General features: G+C 57.6%; 18 protein-coding genes and 1 riboswitch. Of the genes, 4 read left to right on the top strand and 14 right to left on the bottom strand.

The genetic code is table 11. The features are described 5' to 3' along the window. Positions 1-105: 105 nt before the first annotated feature. From secA to GS630_RS03925, 3 genes are all read left to right on the top strand, one after another. Positions 106-2,823 carry a preprotein translocase subunit SecA gene (gene secA / locus GS630_RS03915; RefSeq protein ID WP_171620369.1) on the top strand — a complete coding sequence of 906 codons (2,718 nt, stop codon included), beginning with the start codon at positions 106-108 and terminating at the stop codon, positions 2,821-2,823. A gap of 100 nt (positions 2,824-2,923) precedes the next feature. Continuing rightward, positions 2,924-3,841, top strand: a complete 918-nt coding sequence (locus GS630_RS03920) for a hypothetical protein (protein ID WP_171620371.1) — start codon at positions 2,924-2,926, stop codon at positions 3,839-3,841. 24 nt (positions 3,842-3,865) lie between these two features. After that, on the top strand, positions 3,866-5,416 hold the full coding sequence (locus tag GS630_RS03925; RefSeq protein ID WP_171620373.1) for a phosphate ABC transporter substrate-binding/OmpA family protein: 1,551 nt from the start codon (positions 3,866-3,868) through the stop codon (positions 5,414-5,416). A 3-nt stretch (positions 5,417-5,419) separates the two neighbouring features. On the opposite strand, the gene radC is transcribed toward GS630_RS03925, so the two are convergent. The 14 genes from radC to GS630_RS03995 all read right to left on the bottom strand — a co-directional run bounded on the left by radC (position 5,420) and on the right by GS630_RS03995 (position 17,106). Next, a complete protein-coding gene (radC, locus tag GS630_RS03930) occupies positions 5,420-6,175 on the bottom strand; it encodes a DNA repair protein RadC (protein ID WP_171620375.1) in 756 nt (251 codons plus the stop codon). Positions 6,176-6,210: 35 nt separating this feature from the next. Next, positions 6,211-6,945: an ABC transporter permease gene (locus GS630_RS03935; RefSeq protein WP_171620377.1), complete on the bottom strand. Its 735-nt coding sequence runs from the start codon at positions 6,943-6,945 to the stop codon at positions 6,211-6,213. Further along, on the bottom strand, positions 6,942-7,670 hold the full coding sequence (locus GS630_RS03940) for an ABC transporter ATP-binding protein (RefSeq protein WP_171620379.1): 729 nt from the start codon (positions 7,668-7,670) through the stop codon (positions 6,942-6,944). Before GS630_RS03940 ends, GS630_RS03935 begins: the two co-directional genes overlap by 4 nt. After that, entirely contained in the window at positions 7,667-8,341 is a 675-nt protein-coding gene (tenA, locus tag GS630_RS03945) for a thiaminase II (protein WP_171620381.1), read from the bottom strand. The genes GS630_RS03940 and tenA overlap by 4 nt, the downstream gene beginning before the upstream one ends. Further along, positions 8,338-9,273 (bottom strand): ABC transporter substrate-binding protein, encoded by a 936-nt coding sequence (locus GS630_RS03950; RefSeq protein ID WP_171620383.1) that lies wholly within the window; start codon positions 9,271-9,273, stop codon positions 8,338-8,340. Before GS630_RS03950 ends, tenA begins: the two co-directional genes overlap by 4 nt. A gap of 20 nt (positions 9,274-9,293) precedes the next feature. After that, a complete protein-coding gene (locus tag GS630_RS03955) occupies positions 9,294-10,259 on the bottom strand; it encodes a HesA/MoeB/ThiF family protein (protein WP_171620385.1) in 966 nt (321 codons plus the stop codon). Continuing rightward, positions 10,256-10,852, bottom strand: coding sequence for a thiamine phosphate synthase (locus GS630_RS03960; protein WP_171620387.1), 597 nt, complete (start codon positions 10,850-10,852; stop codon positions 10,256-10,258). The genes GS630_RS03955 and GS630_RS03960 overlap by 4 nt, the downstream gene beginning before the upstream one ends. Further along, complete coding sequence (locus tag GS630_RS03965; RefSeq protein WP_171178575.1) at positions 10,849-11,613, bottom strand: thiazole synthase; 765 nt, start codon at positions 11,611-11,613, stop codon at positions 10,849-10,851. Before GS630_RS03965 ends, GS630_RS03960 begins: the two co-directional genes overlap by 4 nt. Before the next feature lie 2 nt (positions 11,614-11,615). Further along, positions 11,616-11,810 carry a sulfur carrier protein ThiS gene (gene thiS / locus GS630_RS03970; protein ID WP_171178577.1) on the bottom strand — a complete coding sequence of 65 codons (195 nt, stop codon included), beginning with the start codon at positions 11,808-11,810 and terminating at the stop codon, positions 11,616-11,618. Next, positions 11,794-12,771 (bottom strand): glycine oxidase ThiO, encoded by a 978-nt coding sequence (gene thiO / locus GS630_RS03975; RefSeq protein ID WP_171178579.1) that lies wholly within the window; start codon positions 12,769-12,771, stop codon positions 11,794-11,796. The genes thiS and thiO overlap by 17 nt, the downstream gene beginning before the upstream one ends. Then, the gene (gene thiD, locus GS630_RS03980; RefSeq protein ID WP_171178581.1) at positions 12,768-13,571 is read right to left on the bottom strand and encodes a bifunctional hydroxymethylpyrimidine kinase/phosphomethylpyrimidine kinase; all 804 of its coding nucleotides are present in this window, start codon (positions 13,569-13,571) and stop codon (positions 12,768-12,770) included. The genes thiO and thiD overlap by 4 nt, the downstream gene beginning before the upstream one ends. Positions 13,572-13,615: 44 nt before the next feature. Next, positions 13,616-13,722: riboswitch (TPP riboswitch) on the bottom strand. A gap of 208 nt (positions 13,723-13,930) precedes the next feature. Then, complete coding sequence (locus GS630_RS03985) at positions 13,931-15,199, bottom strand: ABC transporter permease subunit (RefSeq protein WP_171178583.1); 1,269 nt, start codon at positions 15,197-15,199, stop codon at positions 13,931-13,933. Then, positions 15,196-16,002 (bottom strand): taurine ABC transporter ATP-binding protein, encoded by an 807-nt coding sequence (locus tag GS630_RS03990; protein WP_171092888.1) that lies wholly within the window; start codon positions 16,000-16,002, stop codon positions 15,196-15,198. Before GS630_RS03990 ends, GS630_RS03985 begins: the two co-directional genes overlap by 4 nt. 102 nt (positions 16,003-16,104) lie before the next feature. Then, positions 16,105-17,106, bottom strand: coding sequence for an ABC transporter substrate-binding protein (locus tag GS630_RS03995; RefSeq protein WP_171178586.1), 1,002 nt, complete (start codon positions 17,104-17,106; stop codon positions 16,105-16,107). Positions 17,107-17,399: 293 nt separating this feature from the next. Here GS630_RS03995 and GS630_RS04000 point away from each other — a divergent pair, with 293 nt between their 5' ends. After that, positions 17,400-18,188, top strand: coding sequence for an IclR family transcriptional regulator (locus GS630_RS04000; protein WP_245222876.1), 789 nt, complete (start codon positions 17,400-17,402; stop codon positions 18,186-18,188). Positions 18,189-18,190: the final 2 nt, after the last annotated feature.

An 18,190-nucleotide genomic window follows, 5' to 3' on the forward strand; every position in this document is an offset into this window, starting at 1 on the left:
TGAAGCCTTGGACAGGGCCGCCTTTCACCCCCCGTATCTATGGGTTGCGCGCAAGGTGGGCAAGCCTGTCGCAACCAAGACAAGAACAGATCCGCTGGAGTGAACATGCTGGGACTCGGAACGCTCGCCAAAAAGGTGTTCGGAACACCGAACGACCGCAAGATCAAGGCGACCCGCCCCCTGATCGAAAAGATCAACGCATTGGAACCCGAATTTGAGAAACTGTCGGATCAGGGTCTGATCGAAAAAACGGAAGAACTGCGCAAACGGGCGCTGGATGGCGAAAGCCTAGACAGTCTGCTGCCCGAAGCCTTTGCCAACGTGCGCGAAGGTGCAAAGCGCGCGCTTGGTTTGCGGGCCTTTGACGTGCAGTTGATGGGCGGAACCTTCCTGCATCAGGGCAATATCTCGGAAATGAAAACGGGTGAGGGCAAGACACTGGTCGCGACCTTCCCTGCCTATCTGAACGCTTTGACCGGCAAGGGCGTGCATGTGGTCACGGTGAACGAATACCTGGCCAAGCGCGACTCGGAATGGATGGGCAAGGTGTTTGCCGCCGTGGGCATGACCACCGGTGTGATCTGGTCGGGCCAGCCCGATGATGAAAAGATGGCCGCTTATAAGTGCGACATCACCTATGCCACCAATAATGAGCTGGGTTTCGATTATTTGCGCGACAACATGAAGGCAGATCTGGAACAGGTTTATCAGAAACACCACAACTTCGCGATTGTGGACGAGGTCGACTCGATCCTAATCGACGAGGCGCGGACGCCGCTGATCATCTCGGGGCCTGCACAGGACCGCTCGGATCTGTACACAGCGATTGACGCGCTGATCCCAACGCTAAGCGATGACCATTTCAGTTTGGATGAAAAGTCGCGCAACGTGACCTTCACGGACGAGGGCAACGAGTTTCTGGAAGCTCAGTTGTTACAGGCAGGCCTGATTCCCGAAGGCCATTCCTTGTATGACCCCGAAAGCACCACGGTCGTGCACCACGTGAACCAGGGTCTGCGCGCGCACAAGCTTTTCCAACGGGACAAGGATTACATTGTCCGGGACGGCAACGTTGTTCTGATCGACGAGTTCACTGGCCGTATGATGCCGGGTCGCCGCCTGTCGGAAGGCCTGCATCAGGCGATTGAGGCCAAGGAAGGTGTGCAGATCCAGCCCGAAAACGTGACGCTGGCCAGCGTGACCTTCCAGAACTATTTCCGCTTGTATGACAAGCTGGGTGGTATGACCGGGACTGCGTTGACCGAGGCTGAGGAATTTCAGGAAATCTACGGTCTGGGCGTGGTCGAGGTTCCAACCAACAAGCCAATTGCCCGTATCGACGAGGATGATCAGGTTTATCGCACCGCAATGGAAAAATATGGCGCGATGATCAGCGAAACCCAAAAGGCGCAGGAAAAAGGTCAGCCGGTTCTGCTGGGTACCACTTCGATCGAGAAGTCCGAGCTGCTGAGCCAAATGCTGACCAAAGAAGGCATCGAGCACAACGTTCTGAATGCCCGTCAGCACGAGCAAGAGGCGCAGATCGTTGCAGATGCAGGCTGTTTGGGTGCCGTGACAATTGCCACAAACATGGCCGGTCGCGGCACCGACATTCAGCTGGGCGGCAATGTCGAAATGAAAGTGCTGAAGGCGCTGGCCGAAAACCCCGAGGCTGATCCATCGGAATTGCGAGCCGCAGAAGAAGCGCGCCACGCTGAGGAAAAAGAAAAGGTTCTGGCTGCTGGTGGTCTGTATGTCATGGCGTCTGAACGCCACGAAAGCCGCCGCATCGACAACCAGCTGCGCGGTCGTTCAGGCCGTCAGGGCGATCCGGGCCGCACTGTGTTCTACCTGAGCCTCGAAGACGATTTGATGCGCATCTTTGGCTCGGAACGTCTGGACAAGGTGCTGACCACGCTGGGCATGAAAGAAGGCGAGGCGATCGTCCACCCTTGGGTGAACAAGTCGCTGGAACGCGCGCAGTCCAAGGTTGAAGGCCGCAACTTCGACATGCGGAAAAACGTTCTCAAATTTGACGACGTGATGAACGATCAGCGTAAGGTGATCTTTAGCCAACGCCGCGAAATCATGTCGGCCAATGACCTGTCCGAAATCGTCTCGGATATGCGCGAGCAGGTGATCGACGATCTGATCGATGAGTACATGCCGCCGAAATCCTATGCCGATCAATGGGATACCGATGGTCTGCACGAGTCGATCAAGGATAAGCTGACCATCGACGCCCCGGTTCAGGACTGGGCCGCCGAGGAAGGCGTGGATGACGAGCAAGTACGCGAACGTCTGATCAAAGCCGCTGATGAGATGATGGCCCAGAAAGCCGTCGCCTTTGGTCCGGAAAACATGCGCAATATCGAAAAACAGGTATTGCTACAAACTATCGACAGCAAATGGCGCGAGCATTTGCTGACGTTGGAACATTTGCGTTCGGTCGTCGGTTTTCGCGGTTACGCACAGCGCGACCCACTGAACGAATACAAGAACGAAAGCTTCCAACTTTTCGAAAGTATGCTGGACAGCTTGCGCGAAACCGTGACTCAGCAATTGTCGCGCGTGCGTCCGCTGACCGAGGAAGAGCAGAAAGAAATGCTCGCCCAGATGGCTGCGCAACAAGCGCAGGCGCAACAGGCGGTGGACAAGGCCGCTGGTCAGGCCGAAGCCAAAGCCGAAGCTACAGCATCCGGTGATGCGCTGCCGGGGTTTGATGAGAATGACCCGTCAACCTGGGGTAACCCGTCGCGAAACGACCCCTGCCCCTGCGGCTCTGGCAAAAAGTTCAAACACTGCCACGGCCGATTGACCTGACGTCAACACACACTGATCACAATGAGTCCGTCTCGCGGCCACAAATTGGCCGCGATTCGTAACGAGAGTGCAAGCTGCTCCTTCAACTGGGGAGGGTGTCTTGTTTGTAGTTCGCAACTACGTGACCATGTGCGGTACCGTCGCCTGTGCTTTGGGCATCGGCTACCTGATGCAAAACGGATCATCTGCGCAGCCCAACGGCGCGCAGGCTGGAATTGATGTCGCTTCGGCATCCGAACAGTCTTCGGTTCTGTCGGGACTGGAAGATATTGTTTTGACGTCTGCCACGCCCTCTGATGCAAATCCCGGCAATGCAGCTTCGGCACCTCGCGGGGTTCCTTCCGCGCTCAAACCGTCGGATTGTAATATCAGTGCCCGTGCAATTGCGGTTTCGGGCGCGATGGCGCGTGTTTCGCTCAAAGCGCCCTGCAACGCGGAAGAACGAGTTGAGGTCCATCACAGTGGCTTGACGGTCAGTCAAATGACCGATGCCTCTGGCGGGTTGCAAATGACCATCCCGGCCTTGTCGGAATACGCGATTTTCCTGATTTCGTTCGAAGATGAAACCGGCACTGTCGCCACCACTCACGTCACCGACATTGCTCAATACAATCGCGTTGCCCTGCAATGGCAGGGTGAGACCGAATTGCAGATCCATGCTCTGGAGTTCGGTGCCAGCTATGGCGGCGATGGCCATGTATGGGATGACGCATCGGCCAAAGGCGCCGGAAAGGTTTCGCGCCTGGGTCAGATCGGTCACGAAAAGGCACAGAATATCGAAGTGTATTCTTTTCCTGCAGGCGCATCGGATCAGTCCGGTACAATTGACCTGACGGTCGAGGCCGAAGTGACAGAAGCAAATTGTGGGCGCACGCTGAACGTGCAAGCTTTAGAGCTTCTGTCAGACCGTCGCTTGCGGTCACGCGACATGTCGCTGACCCTGCCTGATTGTTCACAGGCTGGTGAGTTTCTGGTGTTGAAAAATCTGCTCTCAGACCTGACAATTGCGGCAAAGTAATCCGCAGGCAGGTTCGGCTCTCTTATGACATTATTCCGTGTAGCGGCAGCTGCGCTGATTTCATTTGCCACTGGCGCTCTGGCGCAGGACATCACGCTGACGTCGCATGACGGCAAGGTCGAAGTGACCGGCAATCTGCTGGGCTTTGACGGCGAGTTTTATCGCGTAGAGACGCAGTTTGGCACACTCACGGTGGATGGATCGGGCGTTACATGTGACGGTCCAGCCTGCCCGAACCTGACCGATTTTGTGGCCGAGCTGTGGTTTTCCGGCTCATCCGTTATGGCTGAAACGGTACTGCCCGCGCTGATCATTGGCTTCGCGCAACAAGAAAGCCTGACCGCAACCCCGGCGCGTGTGGATTCGGACAGCTTTGTCTACGAACTAAGACAGGCTGAGCGCTCGGCACCGCTGGCACGGTTTTATTTTGATGTGGGCACGACGGCGCGTGGATTCAGTGATCTTGTTGCGGATCAGACAGATATTGTGATGGCCCAGCGGGAAGTGCGTGAGTCAGAACGAGAGGAAGCCGAAGCTGCCGGTTTGGGTGATCTGAAACGGGCGCGGCGCTCGCGCGTCATTGCGTTGGACGCAATGGTCCCGGTGGTCGCTGCCGACAACATGATGCAGCAAATCTCGATGGCGGATTTGGCCCGCATCCTGTCCGGGGAAGTGACCAATTGGGCGGATTTGGGCGGCCCAGACGCGCCGATTGCTTTGCATGTCCCGGAAATAGGATCCGGACTTTCGCAAGCTGTTGAAGACCAGGTTTTGAAAACCGTGGATGCAGAATTGTCACCGACAGCGACCCCGCACAGCCGAATCCGCGATCTGACAGACTCTGTCGCAAAAGATCCCTTTTCAATTGGGATAGCCAGCAAAGCTACAGCTAATACCACCCGCATCCTGCCACTGACCGGAGGATGCGGACATCCTCTTGCCGCGACCCGACAATCTATCAAGACCGAGGATTATCCGCTGACTCTGCCGATGTTCCTTTACCTCCCGGACCGACGCCTGCCACGGATCGCGCGACAGTTTCTGGCATACACCCAAAGCCCAGAGGCTCAGATGGCGATACGGGGCGCGGGGTATGTGGATCAATCGCCCGAAAACCTGCCGGTTGACGTGCAGGGCGACCGGCTGGCAAATGCCATCTTAACAGGCGGCTCCGAGGTCGGGTTGGAGGAGTTGCAGCGCATGATCGACACGCTGCGCCCACTTTCGCGCCTATCCTTGTCTGTTCGATTCGAACCCGGCTCTTCGCGCCCCGACGCACAGTCTCGTTCAAACATTCAACAACTGGCCCAGATGCTTGAGACCGGAACGCTGAAGGCGCGCAAGCTGGTGTTTGCGGGCTTCAGCGACGGTGACGGCGGGGCCGCCACCAATGCCCGCATCGCCTTGCGGCGCGCGCAAACCGTGCGCAACGCTGTGCTGTCGGCTGTGGAATCGTCACTGCCCGAAGGTATCGAGGTTTCAGCCGAAGGGTTTGGCGAGTCGATGCCAATGGCCTGCGATGACACGGAATGGGGCCGCAAAGTTAACCGTCGGGTCGAAATCTGGGTTCAGTAAGCGCTACAGGAATCCTTCCGACCGAAAGCTCAACTCGGTCGATTTTCCTATGATCAGGTGATCGTGCAGGGTTAGCCCCAAGGCCGAACAGGCATCCTGAATACGGTTGGTCATGTCGATGTCCGACTGCGAGGGCGTCGGGTCACCAGACGGGTGGTTATGGACCAATATCAAGGCCGAAGCATTCAGCTCCAGCGCCCGTTTTGCAACCTCGCGCGGATAGACCGGTACGTGATCAACGGTTCCTTTGGCCTGTTCTTCATCAGCGATCAGAACGTTTTTTCTGTCCAGATAAAACACCCGAAACTGCTCGGTTTCGCGATGGGCCATGGTGGTGTGACAATAATCCAGCAGCGCATCCCAACCCGAGATCACATGCCGCTGCATCACACGTGCACGCGCCATCCGATGGGCGCAGGCCTCGAGGATCTTGAGATCCGTGATCACGGTATCGCCCACGCCTTTGATCTGCCGCAGACGTTCTTCCGGCGCGGTCAACACGCGGTTGAAATCGCCAAACGCATCCATCAACGCACGCGCCAACGGCTTGACGTCCTGCCGGGGTATCGACCGGAACAACACCAGTTCCAGCAACTCGTAATCCGGCATCGCTGCTGATCCGCCTGCCATGAACCGTTCGCGCAGCCGCTTGCGGTGGTCTTTTATGTAGGAGGGTAACCGACCTGACGGCAGCGGCTGCGCGGGCGCTTCGTCCGTGTCAAACAGCATAGGGGCTTCGGCAAAGGCGTTCTGGGTCATAGCTTCACCCTGACGCAGAATCAGTTTCTGATTGGTTAACGCCCATCTCCTGCCATACGCGCGGTGGCGCGGCGGACAATCATGTGCAGAAGGATCGAGAACACACCCAGCGTCAGCATCGCCGCGAACATCAGGTCGGTCTTGGCGCGACCATTGGCCAGCAGCATCAGATAGCCCAAACCTTGCGACGAGCCGACCCATTCGCCAATCACCGCCCCAATCGGAGCATAAACCGCCGCCAGACGCATACCCGAAGCCAACGATGGCAGCGCCGCCGGAATGCGAATGTACCACAGGACCGAACGTTTGCTGGCCTGCATCGTGCGCGCCAAGTCTAGAAAGCCCGCAGGTGTTCGCATCAAACCATCAAAAAACGACGAGGTGATCGGGAAATAGATGATCAGAACCGCCATCGCGACCTTGGACCATAGACCATAACCAAGCCACAAGGTCAGCAACGGCGCCAACGCAAAAACCGGCAGCGCCTGAGTGAACACCAGCATGGGCTGCACCAAAACTCGCGCAGCGCGCGAATTCGCCAATTGCAGTGCTGTGATGACGCCAAGCACCGTACCGACAGCTAAGCCTATGACAACTTCAACTGCGGTGATCCACGCATGCTCGGCGATTAACCACCTGTTCTGCCACCAGGTTTCAGCCACCACGGCTGGTCCGGGCAGGATGAATTTTGGCAATCCGGTCAAGGTTACGATCCCTTGCCAGATGAGCAGAGCAAACAGAGTGGCTGCTAGCGCCGACAGATACCTCATGCTGCGTCCTCCCGCAGAAGCCGCAGCAACGCACCCTGAGTTTCCAGCGTTTCCAGATCATCCACGCTGCGTGGGGCCGGAGCATGAGGCGGGTCGCATGGGGTCAGGCCGTGTTCGGTCATGACAACAATGGACTGCCCCAAGCGCGCGGCTTCACCTGGGTCATGCGTGACCAAAAGGACAGTTCGCCCCACCAGCGCTTCGGCCGCCAAATCCTGCATATCGGCGCGTGTCCGGGCGTCGAGCGCTGAAAACGGCTCATCCAACAGCACGATAGGCCGATCTTCCATCAATGTACGGGCCAGCGCGACGCGCTGTCTTTGTCCCCCCGACAACTCGGACGGTTTCTTGGTCATGTGATCCTGGAGGCGCATCCGTTTGATCAGGCGGTCACGCCGATCCAAATCAGGCTTTTCGCCCCGTAACCGTGCGCCAAGCGAAACGTTCTGCGCCACTGTCGCCCAGGGCAACAGAAGATCATCCTGCGCCATGTAAGCTACCCGATCCGAGACCGGCAAACCGTCGCTTGCTGTGATCTGGCCCAAGAACTTGGCCCCGGTTTCCAGCCCGGCAATCAACCGCAAAACGGTGGTTTTTCCCACGCCCGATCCGCCCAGCAAACAGGTCCAAGCACCCGCGTCCAGGTTCAAGGTCAACGGAGCAAACAGGGTCGCATCGTCGATTTTGGCTGATCCGCTGATTGTCAGACCGGGCGCACGGGTCATGGTGTTAGGCCCATTTGCCAGAAGTTCACTTCCAGCTCAGTCGCCGTCCGGAAGGTTTGACACAGACGATGCCAGCGGGGTGAAGATTCAAAATCCGCCCCAAGTCGCCTTGTTAGAGCCGAATCCAGCAACTCACCTACCGCTTGGCACGCGCCTTGATACTCTTCACCAGCATAGGTGTTGATCCAGTCGCGATAGGTCTCGGACGTCGCTTCCTCCGCCAGCCGGGTACCGATCTCACCATAGCCCATAACGCAGGGGGCCAACGCTGCCAGCAGGTCCAGCAGATCACCGCTGTATCCCGCTTCGAGGACGAACCGCGTATATGCAAGATTTTCGGCGCGTTCGGGGGTGGCGAACAATTCATCCTGTGAGATTCCAGCAGCCTCACAGATATCGATGTGCAGCTGCATTTCTTCCGCGACCAAAGCGTTCACGGTGCCGACCGCTGTCAGCATTTCGGAATGCGTTTCCGATTTCACAACTGCCAAAGCCCACGCACGAGAAAAATGGATCAGAAACACGTAATCCTGACGCAGATAGTGAAGAAACGCCTCACGCGGCAGCGTTCCATCCTTCATTCCTTCGACAAAGGCGTGGCGGGTATAGTCCCGCCACGGCCCCTGCGCCGCATCACGCATCAGCGTGAAGGCTTTGCCATACCCGTTCATTGCGCGGTAACATCGATGGTCAGATCACTGACCGGAAGGATGCTATCGATCATGCCGCTTTCGTTCAGGAACGCCTCGAACCGGGCATACCGACCGGCATCATAACCTGCAGGGCGCAGTGCAAAACGTGGCAACGTATCGACCCAAGCGCGGGCGTTCAGCTCATCTTGCAGTTCAGGCGACGTGCTTGCGAAGATCTCCCAGCTTTTTTCCGGGTTGTTGACGATATACTGGGTCGCCTTTTCGGTCGCGGCCAAAAAGCGGGCGATCTTGTCTTTGTCCATCGTCTCGGGGTTGGCGACATAAATCAGTTCGTCGTAGGATGGCACGCCTTCTTCCTCGATATAAAAACAAGTGCCCGGACGACCTTCGATATCCATCTGGTTGAGTTCAAAGTTACGGTAAGCCCCGATAACCGCATCGACCTGGCCAGTCATCAGCGAGGGCGAGAGTGAGAAGTTGACGTTGATCAGCTCCACATCGTCCAATGCAACGTCATATTTGCCCAGAACGGTGCCAAGGATGGCCTCTTCGACACCTGCGACAGAGAAACCGATCTTCTTGCCCTTGAGGTCGGCGGGCGATTTGATCGGGCCGTCTTCCAGCACCAAAAGGCAGTTCAAGGGTGTTGCAACCAGTGTGCCAACGCGTTTCAGGGGCAGGCCCTCGTGGATTTGCAGATGTAGCTGGGGCTGATACGACACGGCCAGGTCCGCCTGCCCAGCAGCAACCAGACGCGGCGGGGCGGACGGATCCGCGGGCGGGACGATTTCGACCTCAAGGCCCTGCTCGGCAAAATAGCCGTTTTCCTGAGCCACAATAATAGGGCCATGGTCAGGGTTGATGAACCAATCCAGCAGGACTGTCATCTTGTCTTCGGCCCAGGCTGGCGCGGCGGCCAAAAGGGCTATGGCTGTCATCAGCTTCTTCATGTCTCGCGTTTCCTTTTCATTCACGAGGTTGAGGCCGCGACGAGGACAATCTCGCCTGGCCAATTCGGTTGCATGTGTTCCGCCGCACGCCACGAGCGCAGGCCTGTCGCACAGCAAAGAGCAAGCCGTTTCCCTTTATTAGGGTCTATCTGTTGCAAGTTTTCAGGTGATATACGGATGGCGTCAGGGTGTGCTGGAACTGGTGCTTCTTCTATACCGCGCAACTCCACGATTTGGTCGGCATCCGTCAGTTGATTAACAGATAGGAAGCGGAAGCACGTATTCGGCTCGGGCGCATCGTCAAAGCGGAACCCCGTACTGCGCAGGGTTTGCGCGTCATACTGCACAATCTGGCCCAAGGGCGAAGGCTCCAGCCCAAGGATCAGGTTGAGCGCCATCTGCGCCTGCATCGCCCCGATCACACCAACCACAGGACCCAGAACGCCCGCCGTAGCGCAGCTGGCCCCACTATCGGGCGCGTCCGGGAACACAGCGCGCAGAGATGGGGCTCCGCCGCAGAATCCACCGACATAGCCCGAAAGCCCCAGAACCGAAGCGCTGATTAACGGTTTGCCTTGCGCGAGGCACGTGTCCGACAGGATATAGCTGGCCGCGTAACTGTCGGCGCAATCCAGAACGACATCGGCTTGCGCCACCAGGGAAGCCGCGTTTTCGCTTGTAAGGGCGTGATTGAGGGCGACAACTTCAACTTCGGCATTCAATGCACGGCACCGGTCAGCAGCGCGTTCGGCTTTTGGATGTCCACAGTCTGCCTCAGCAAACAAGGTTTGCCGATGCAGATTCGACAGATCCACAGTGTCACCATCTACAATCGTGATCCGCCCAACGCCGGCCCCGGCCAAAAGCGGCAGGACCGGCGCGGCCAACCCGCCTGCTCCCACCACCAGAACATGAGCTGAAGACAAGCGGCCCTGCCCTTCGGCGCCCACTTCGGGCAGAAGCGTCTGACGGGTATAGCGGCTCATCGCGTCGCCTCGATCCACGCGCGCACCCGCGCTTCGGGATCCGCGTTTAGGGTGATGTCCGTCACGGCCGAGACAATATCGGCCCCGGCCTCCAGCACCCCCGCTGCGCGCTCGACGCTCATGCCGCCGATACCAACCAAGGGAATGTCGCCAACACGTGCCTTCCATTCGGTCACGCGGGGCAGGCCCTGTTGATGCCATTTCATCTTTTTCAGGATGGTTGGATAGACCGGTCCCAGTGCCACATAGTCGGGATCCATTGCCAACACGCGCTCAAGCTCATCATCGTCATGAGTTGAAACACCCAGCTTTAGACCCGCTTTTCGGATGGCTTTCAGGTCAGCATCATCCAGATCCTCTTGCCCAAGGTGAATCCAGTCGCATCCCAGATCGATGGCATGTTGCCAATAATCATTGATCACCAGAACTGCCCCATGATCGCGGCACAAATCGCGCGAGGCCGCTATCTGGTCGCGAACCTCATCATCAGGCTGATCCTTTACGCGCAATTGCACCAGTTTGACACCCAACGGCAACATCCGGCGCAGCCAATCCGAGTGATCAAAGATCGGATAAAAACGGTCCAGCGTCATGACAGAAATGCCTTTCCAACAACGGGGGTCGAGGGTTCAGCCATATCGCGCGCCTCAATCGGGTCCGCCTGATGGGCCAATTGCCCGGCCAGTGTCGCCTGCGCCATCGCTTTGGCCATCAGAACAGGATCCCCGGCGCGAGCCACGGCAGTGTTCAAAAGGACGGCGTCATAGCCAAGTTCGATTGCGTGGGCCGCATGGCTGGGCAGACCGATACCGGCATCGACCACCAACGGAACATCCGGAAACTCGGCCCGCATAGCGCGCAAGGCGTATTCGTTGTTCAGACCACGCCCAGACCCAATGGGCGCACCCCAAGGCATAAGCACCTCGCACCCTGCTTCTAACAAGCGTTCGCCCACGATCAGATCGTCAGTGGTATAGGGGAACACCTGAAACCCGTCTTCGGTCAGGATACGGGCGGCTTCGACCAACTGGAACACATCCGGTTGCAGGCTGTCGGTGTGCCCAATCAGTTCCAGTTTGATCCACGGGGTCTCAAACACCTCGCGGGCCATATGGGCTGTGGTCACGGCCTCTTTTACTGTATGACAGCCAGCTGTGTTAGGCAGGATCAGGACGCCAAGCTCCCGGATCATCTGCCAAAAGGTCTGCCCCGCACCGGATTCACGGCGCAGGGATACGGTTGCAACACCCGCACCGCTGTCACGGAAAGCCTGCTCCAGAATGGCAGGGCTGGGGTATTGGGCCGTGCCGAGCATCAGCGGGTTGGGCAGTTCCGTTCCATAAAAGGTTTTCATCCTTATCCCCCCTGCATCGGCGCAACGACTTCGACCCGGTCGCCATCGGCCAGTTTGTGCGCGACGCGCAGGCTGGAAGGAACGAAGTCTTCGTTCACTGCGGTGGCAACGCGGCCAGTGAAGCCGCATTCCTCTAGCAGCTCGGCCAGGGTTTCGGCGCGCACATCCCGCGTCTCGCCATTAAGCACGATCTTCATCGACCATCTCCGTATGTGTGTTGTCCAGCGCCAAATCCGCCACACCCTGCGCCAGAGCCGGGGCGAGCAGATAGCCGTGCCGATAAAGTCCGTTGGCATAGATTGTCCGACCCAAGCGACGGATGCGGGGCAAATTGTCGGGAAAGGCGGGACGCAGATCGACGCCGATTTCCAACACCTCGGCCTCACCAAAGGCCGGGTTCAGGGCATAGGCTGCGCTGAGCAGTTCCAGCATGGATCGGGCCGTGATGCGGCTGCTGTCTTCGCTTTCGATCATGGTCGCGCCCAGCATGTAGATGCCATCGCCCCGGGGCACGATATAAAGCGGCATTCGGGGGTGCAAAAGACGCACGGGGCGTGTCAACTCAACGTCCGGGCAACGCACGACCAGCATCTCACCCTTCACACCCCGAAGATCATGCAGGTATTCGCGTGCGTGCAGTCCGCGACAGTCGATCGCGTGCTCAATTTGTGCAGGGGCCAATTTGCGATGGAATTCCACCCCTTGTTCCTTCAAGCCTCGGTGTAGGTCCTGCAATGCCTGGCGGGGATCAAGGTGGGCTTCCTGGTCAAAGAACAGGCCCTTCCCAAACCCGTGCAAATCAGGCTCTAATTCAGCAATTTTTGCGCGATCGGCTTCCACAAACGCTTCGGTCCGACGCGCAAATCTGCGTAGGTCCGGCAGGTCTCGTGTATTGGCGACAACCAGCGTACCGCACCGCTGTACCTTTGTGCGACCAGCCCACCAATCGATTGCCCGCTGACCCAGTCTCAGCACCGGTTCTTCCGCGTTTTCGTATTCGCACCAGGGTGCCAGCATACCCCCGGCCCACCATGAACACCCGTGCGGGCCTGGCGGGCCGCCGGGATCAAACACCTGCACCTTCGCGCCGCGCGACACCAGTTCGCTGGCGACGGCCAGACCGGCCACCCCGGCTCCTATGACAGACCAGACGGTCACTTGGGCCAGACCTGATGGAAATGATGCACCGGACCGTGCCCAGAACCCACGTTCAGCTCATCTGCGCGTCCAATCGCGCCTTGCAGGTATTCATGCGCCTGCGCAACGGCATCCTGCATCGTCAGACCCTTTGCCAAACCCGCGGCAATCGAGGACGATAAAGTGCATCCAGTCCCATGCGTATTTTTGGTGTTCCGGCGCGGGGCCTGAAACTCTGCCACGATACCCGTCGGATCGATCAGCAAGTCATGGCATACCTCACCCGCACTATGACCGCCTTTCATCAACACAGCGCGCGCACCCAAAGCGCAAAGAGCCTGACCCTGGGCGGCCATCTCATCGGGTGTTTCGGCCTCTTTTGCATCCAACAGGCAAGCAGCTTCGGGCAGATTTGGGGTCAAAACCGCCGCCATCGGCAACAGCACATCGCGCAAGGTCTGGATTGCCTCTTGCGCCAGCAAGGCGTCACCAGACTTGGCGATCATCACCGGGTCCAGAACAATGGGTCGCTGAAAGTCGGCCAACCCGTTTGCGACGGTTTGAATGATCTCAGGTGTTGCCAGCATACCGATCTTGACAGCTTTGACATCCAGATCGCCCAGCACCGCTTGAATTTGCGCCTCGATCACGTCCAGAGGAATACCATGCACCGCTGTGACGGCCTGCGTGTTCTGTGCGGTGACGGCGGTGATCACGCTTGCACCAAAAACACCAAGTGCTGACATGGCCTTCATGTCAGCCTGTATTCCGGCACCGCCGCCGCTGTCAGATCCCGCAATGGTCAAGGCAATTGCAGCCATATCGTCGCTCCATCTTCTTTGGGCAACGATGTAGGAAAACTGTCTGCATTCAAAAGACCGTTCCCTACGCCGGAATTGCCCGGATCAGGTTCGATGGGTTAACGCAGCCACGCCTCTCAGCCCTGCAAATAGGGCACCCCAACGGTTGGGGCAGACAATCTCAGCCACCGACACCGAACGCAAGAGCCAAATGGGCGTTATCGGTCAGCAAACTGGATATATCGCTGGTCCGTTTTGCAACACGCGTAGTGGCGCGGCAGGCGCAAAACACATAAGGCGCGGCACCCTGACTGGGAAACCGCGCCTCATGATCTTTATGGGTGCACCCAGACGGTATTGACGTCTGGTGCAAGTCTATATCAGCTTTTGCCTTTCCAGGGCACCAGAATACGTTCGGCCCAGCGCATCAGCATGTCGATGCCGAAGCCGATGACACCAATCAGGATGATGCCCATGATCACGATGTCGGTATTCTGGAATTTGGAGGCAACCATAATCATCATGCCGGCCCCTTTTTCAGCGGCGACCAGTTCAGCAGCAACAACCGTGCCCCAGCAGACGCCCATCGCAACCCGCGCACCGGTGAAGATCTCGGGCAACGAATTGGGGATGATCACATGGCGCATCACCTGCCACTTTGACGCCCCAAGGGAATAGGCCGCGTGTACCTTCGAGATGTTCACGCCGGACACACCAGAACGGGCCGCAATCGCCATGATCCAGAGCGCAGCCAGGAACAGCAAGATGATCTTGCCTCCCTCACCGATCCCTGCCCAAATGATCACCAGCGGGATCAAAGCCAGCGGCGGAACCGGGCGCATAAACTCGACAATCGGGTCGAACCAGCCACGGAACCAGTTGGACAGACCCATGGCATAGCCCAAGGGAATGCCCACAAGCGATCCCAGTAGGAAGCCCACGATCACGCGGAACAGCGAGTAACCCAGATGCTCCCAAAGGGTGAAATTCCGGAAGCCTTCGCTGGCAATCTCGCCCAAGCGCTCGAAAACGTTTTCCGGTGCGGGCAGCCAGATCGGCTCCATCTGCCAGCCCTTGTCCGGGTCGATGTTGAGCGTGCCGCGCTGCGACATGACCACACGACCGAAATCAGTGTTCACAGAACCACCCGGCTCAATCGACTGACCATTCACGGCAACGATCTTTGCACCTTCGTCACGACCGATCTCATCATTTCGGTCAAGGCGGGCCAACTTACTGCGATAGGCCTGCACCACAACGGCATCGTCCTTGGCGAATCCATCGCCGGGCGCGACCTCGGGTTCATCCACCGGTGCGTCCGCAGGGTGCACGATCACCGTCACTGAGGCGTCATCGGTCTGACCATCAGCCGTTTCAACAGTGTAGGTGAATGAGCCCTCTCCGACATAAGGACCGGGCGCGTGCAAGAAGGACGGCAACAAGGCCGACCCGGTGAATGCGCCCCAAAGCACGAAGATGGCGATGATCGAGATGATTGATGCCTTACGATCCGAGACAACGGCGCTTTCATCGCCGAAAGTGACCGTCTTAAGTGAGGTGAAATCATGGCGGTCTGTGCCTGCAGTCACCAGTTTGACCACAAAGAAAGCGCCGATAAATATCGCGATATAGATCAGAATGGGGATCATTGCGCTGCCTCCGTCCGACCCATGATTTCTTCTTCCATGTCCCAGATCATGCCCAGGATCTCTTCGCGGTTGGTGGCGAAGTCAGGGTGTTTTTTGACCTCACGCAGATCCTGGTCGACGCCCATATCTGCGAAGGGGAGGCGATATTCCTTGTGAATGCGCCCCGGTCTGGGTGCCATCACGAGCAGACGCTCGCCCAATAGCAGCGCTTCTTCCACCGAGTGGGTGATCAGGATGATTGTCTTGCCGGTCTCTTTCCACAGCTTCAAAACCAGCGATTGCATTTTTTCACGGGTCAGCGCGTCCAGCGCGCCCAGCGGTTCGTCCATCAGGATGACATCGGGGTCATTTGCGAGACACCGCGCCAGCGCCACACGCTGCTGCATCCCGCCAGACAATTCGTAGATAGCCTTTTCCTTGAAGTCCTGAAGCCCCACGACCTCAAGTAGATGATCGACCTCGGCCGCGTATTGCGCTTCCTTCTGCCCCTTCATCCGAGGGCCAAAGCTTACATTATCACGCACGCTCATCCATTCGAACAAAGCGCCCTTCTGAAACACCATGCCACGTTCGGCATCAGGGCCAGTGACCGTGTGGCCATTCATCACGATCTGCCCTTCGGTCGGGGCCAGAAAACCCGCGACGATGTTCAAAAGTGTTGTCTTGCCGCAGCCTGAGGGGCCCAGCACGCTCATCAACTCGCCTTCGTTCAGATGCAACGTGACATCCTTCAACGCCTGCACGGCCGTTCCGTTAGGCAGGTCGAAGCGCATGGAGATGTTTTCGATGGATAAACCTGTCATATCCCGCTTTCTGTAGATGAGGGCGCCGCCACAAGCAGGCGGCACGCCCGATTGCCGGGGGAGGATCCGCGGGCGCATGGAAATGCGCCACGCCAAACCTTGTTACTTGCCGTCGGCAATCGTCATCGGCTCGGTGTTGACCGAGTTGGCATAGCTGTCCAGCGCACCGTCGATGCTGCCGGCCTCGACAAACACGTCGGCTACGCCCTTCATGAAGGTCTGCACATTGCCGCCCAGCCATTTCTGCGACAGCTGATCATCCATACTGGGGAAACCCATCGTCCCGATGGCCGCGCGCGCGCCTTCAAGATCCATGCCGGATTCTTTGGCAACAACTTCAAGCATCGCATCACCGCCCGCACCCGAGTTCCAACGCTCATTTGCATCCGCAGTTACCTGAAGGAACTGGGCGACCAGCTCAGGGTTTTCCGAGATAAAGCTTTCCGGGGCCGAGGTCACATCGAACACCAGAATACCCAGTTCTTCCTTCTCGGCACCGGTCAACAGAACGTTGCCGTGCTCTTTCATCCGGGACAGACCGCCGCCATAGCCACACGCGAAATCAACTGCGCCCTGGCTTAGGGCCGCAGCGCCTTCAGGCGGGGCCATGTCGACAACTTCAAGGCTGGCCAAGTCGATACCGAAGTGATCCATCTGGCGAAGGAAGCCATAGTGCGCGGCGGTACCCAGTGGCACAGCCACCTTTTTACCTGCCAGCTCGCTGGCGTTTTCCTTATCGATCTCCAGCGCTTCCGACACGACACAGTTGTCGTTCTCAGAATACGTCACAGCGACATCGACCACCTGAATCGCCTGACCAGCGGATGCGGCAACAACGAAAGGCGGAATGCCCTGGCTGACCGCGATCTGCACGTCGCCCGAGGCCATGGCCGCGCTCATCGCAGTGCCGGTTTCAAAGCTCACCCAATTCACCTTGAGGCCAAGTGCCTCGTCATAGGTTCCGTTGGCCTTGGCTTCTAGCATGGGCAGCGGCCATTCCAGGAAGTATGCAACGGTGATTTCGTCCAGGTCCTGCGCAAGCACTGCATGGCTTGTCAACGCAAGCACACTGGTCGCAGCGAGAGTGGCGAGTGTTTTTTTCATGGTATCCTCCGGTTGGGTCACTTTTTTACAGCGCGTTCCGCTGTTTTACTGTGAGAGAGCATTGGGTGCGCCTTACGGTACTGTGCCGTGTATTTTTCTTTTTTGCACGCCGCCAATCAAGAAGCCTCTCATTCTATCGTTGTGCAGAACAGGTGTTCTGAAATAGAACACTAGTGAGTACGCATTCTTTTCGTCAACTGTTTATTCTTCAAGTTTTGCTGTGAGCGTATTCAAAAGTTGAAAAGGTTAAAAACTCGTCGTAGTTCTGCAATGCAGTAGATATGGGAGTGGGCATGGCAAGATCGACAGACAGCTCTATCGTCGCAAAGTGCGCTATGATCATGGATGCCCTGACCCACGCAAAAAGACCTATGGGTTTTTCGGATATCGTTGCGCGGACAGGTTTGGTCAAAAGCTCGTGCCACCGCGTACTTGCCGTTCTTCAAAGTGAGCGGATGGTCGAATACGACAAAAGCGGCAGAACCTACAAACCTGGCTCGCGATTTCAGGAATGGGCACGCGCCGGATTTCGACACCCGGATCTTCAGCAGGTTGTCGCAGAACCTGTTGACCGCCTCAGCGAAGCGACAGGATTGAACATTGCGCTGTCTGTTTTGGATGGCGATACCATTTTGTACCTGCGGACAACCAATAATGTTTCGGTTCGGTACGCAGCGCGTGCAGGCGACCACGCACCGCTGCACTGCACAGCCGCAGGCAAAGTTTTCCTTGCGTTTATGCCCGAAAAACAGCGCAATTCCGTGCTCGACTCGGCCGGATTGGAAAAGTTCACCGAATACACAAAGACCAACCTGCCAGAGCTTGAGACCGACTTGGGTGTCGTTCGGAATCAGGGCTATGCGGTTGTCGTGAAAGAGGAATTTCTCCAGGTCATGGGCATGTCCGCTCCTATTTGGAATGATCAGGGCAAAGTCGCCGCCTGTCTTTCTGTTTGGACTTTGACGGCAGACGACACGCCAGAGGAATTGCTTGCCAGCCTTGACTTGCTGAAACAAACCGCTGCCGAGATCTGTAGTCGGATCGGCGGCGAAGCACCCGAAAACTTCCACTTGACGACCTGACG

Origin of the sequence: Ruegeria sp. HKCCD7303, from assembly GCF_013111185.1 — a bacterium.
GTDB lineage: Bacteria > Pseudomonadota > Alphaproteobacteria > Rhodobacterales > Rhodobacteraceae > Ruegeria.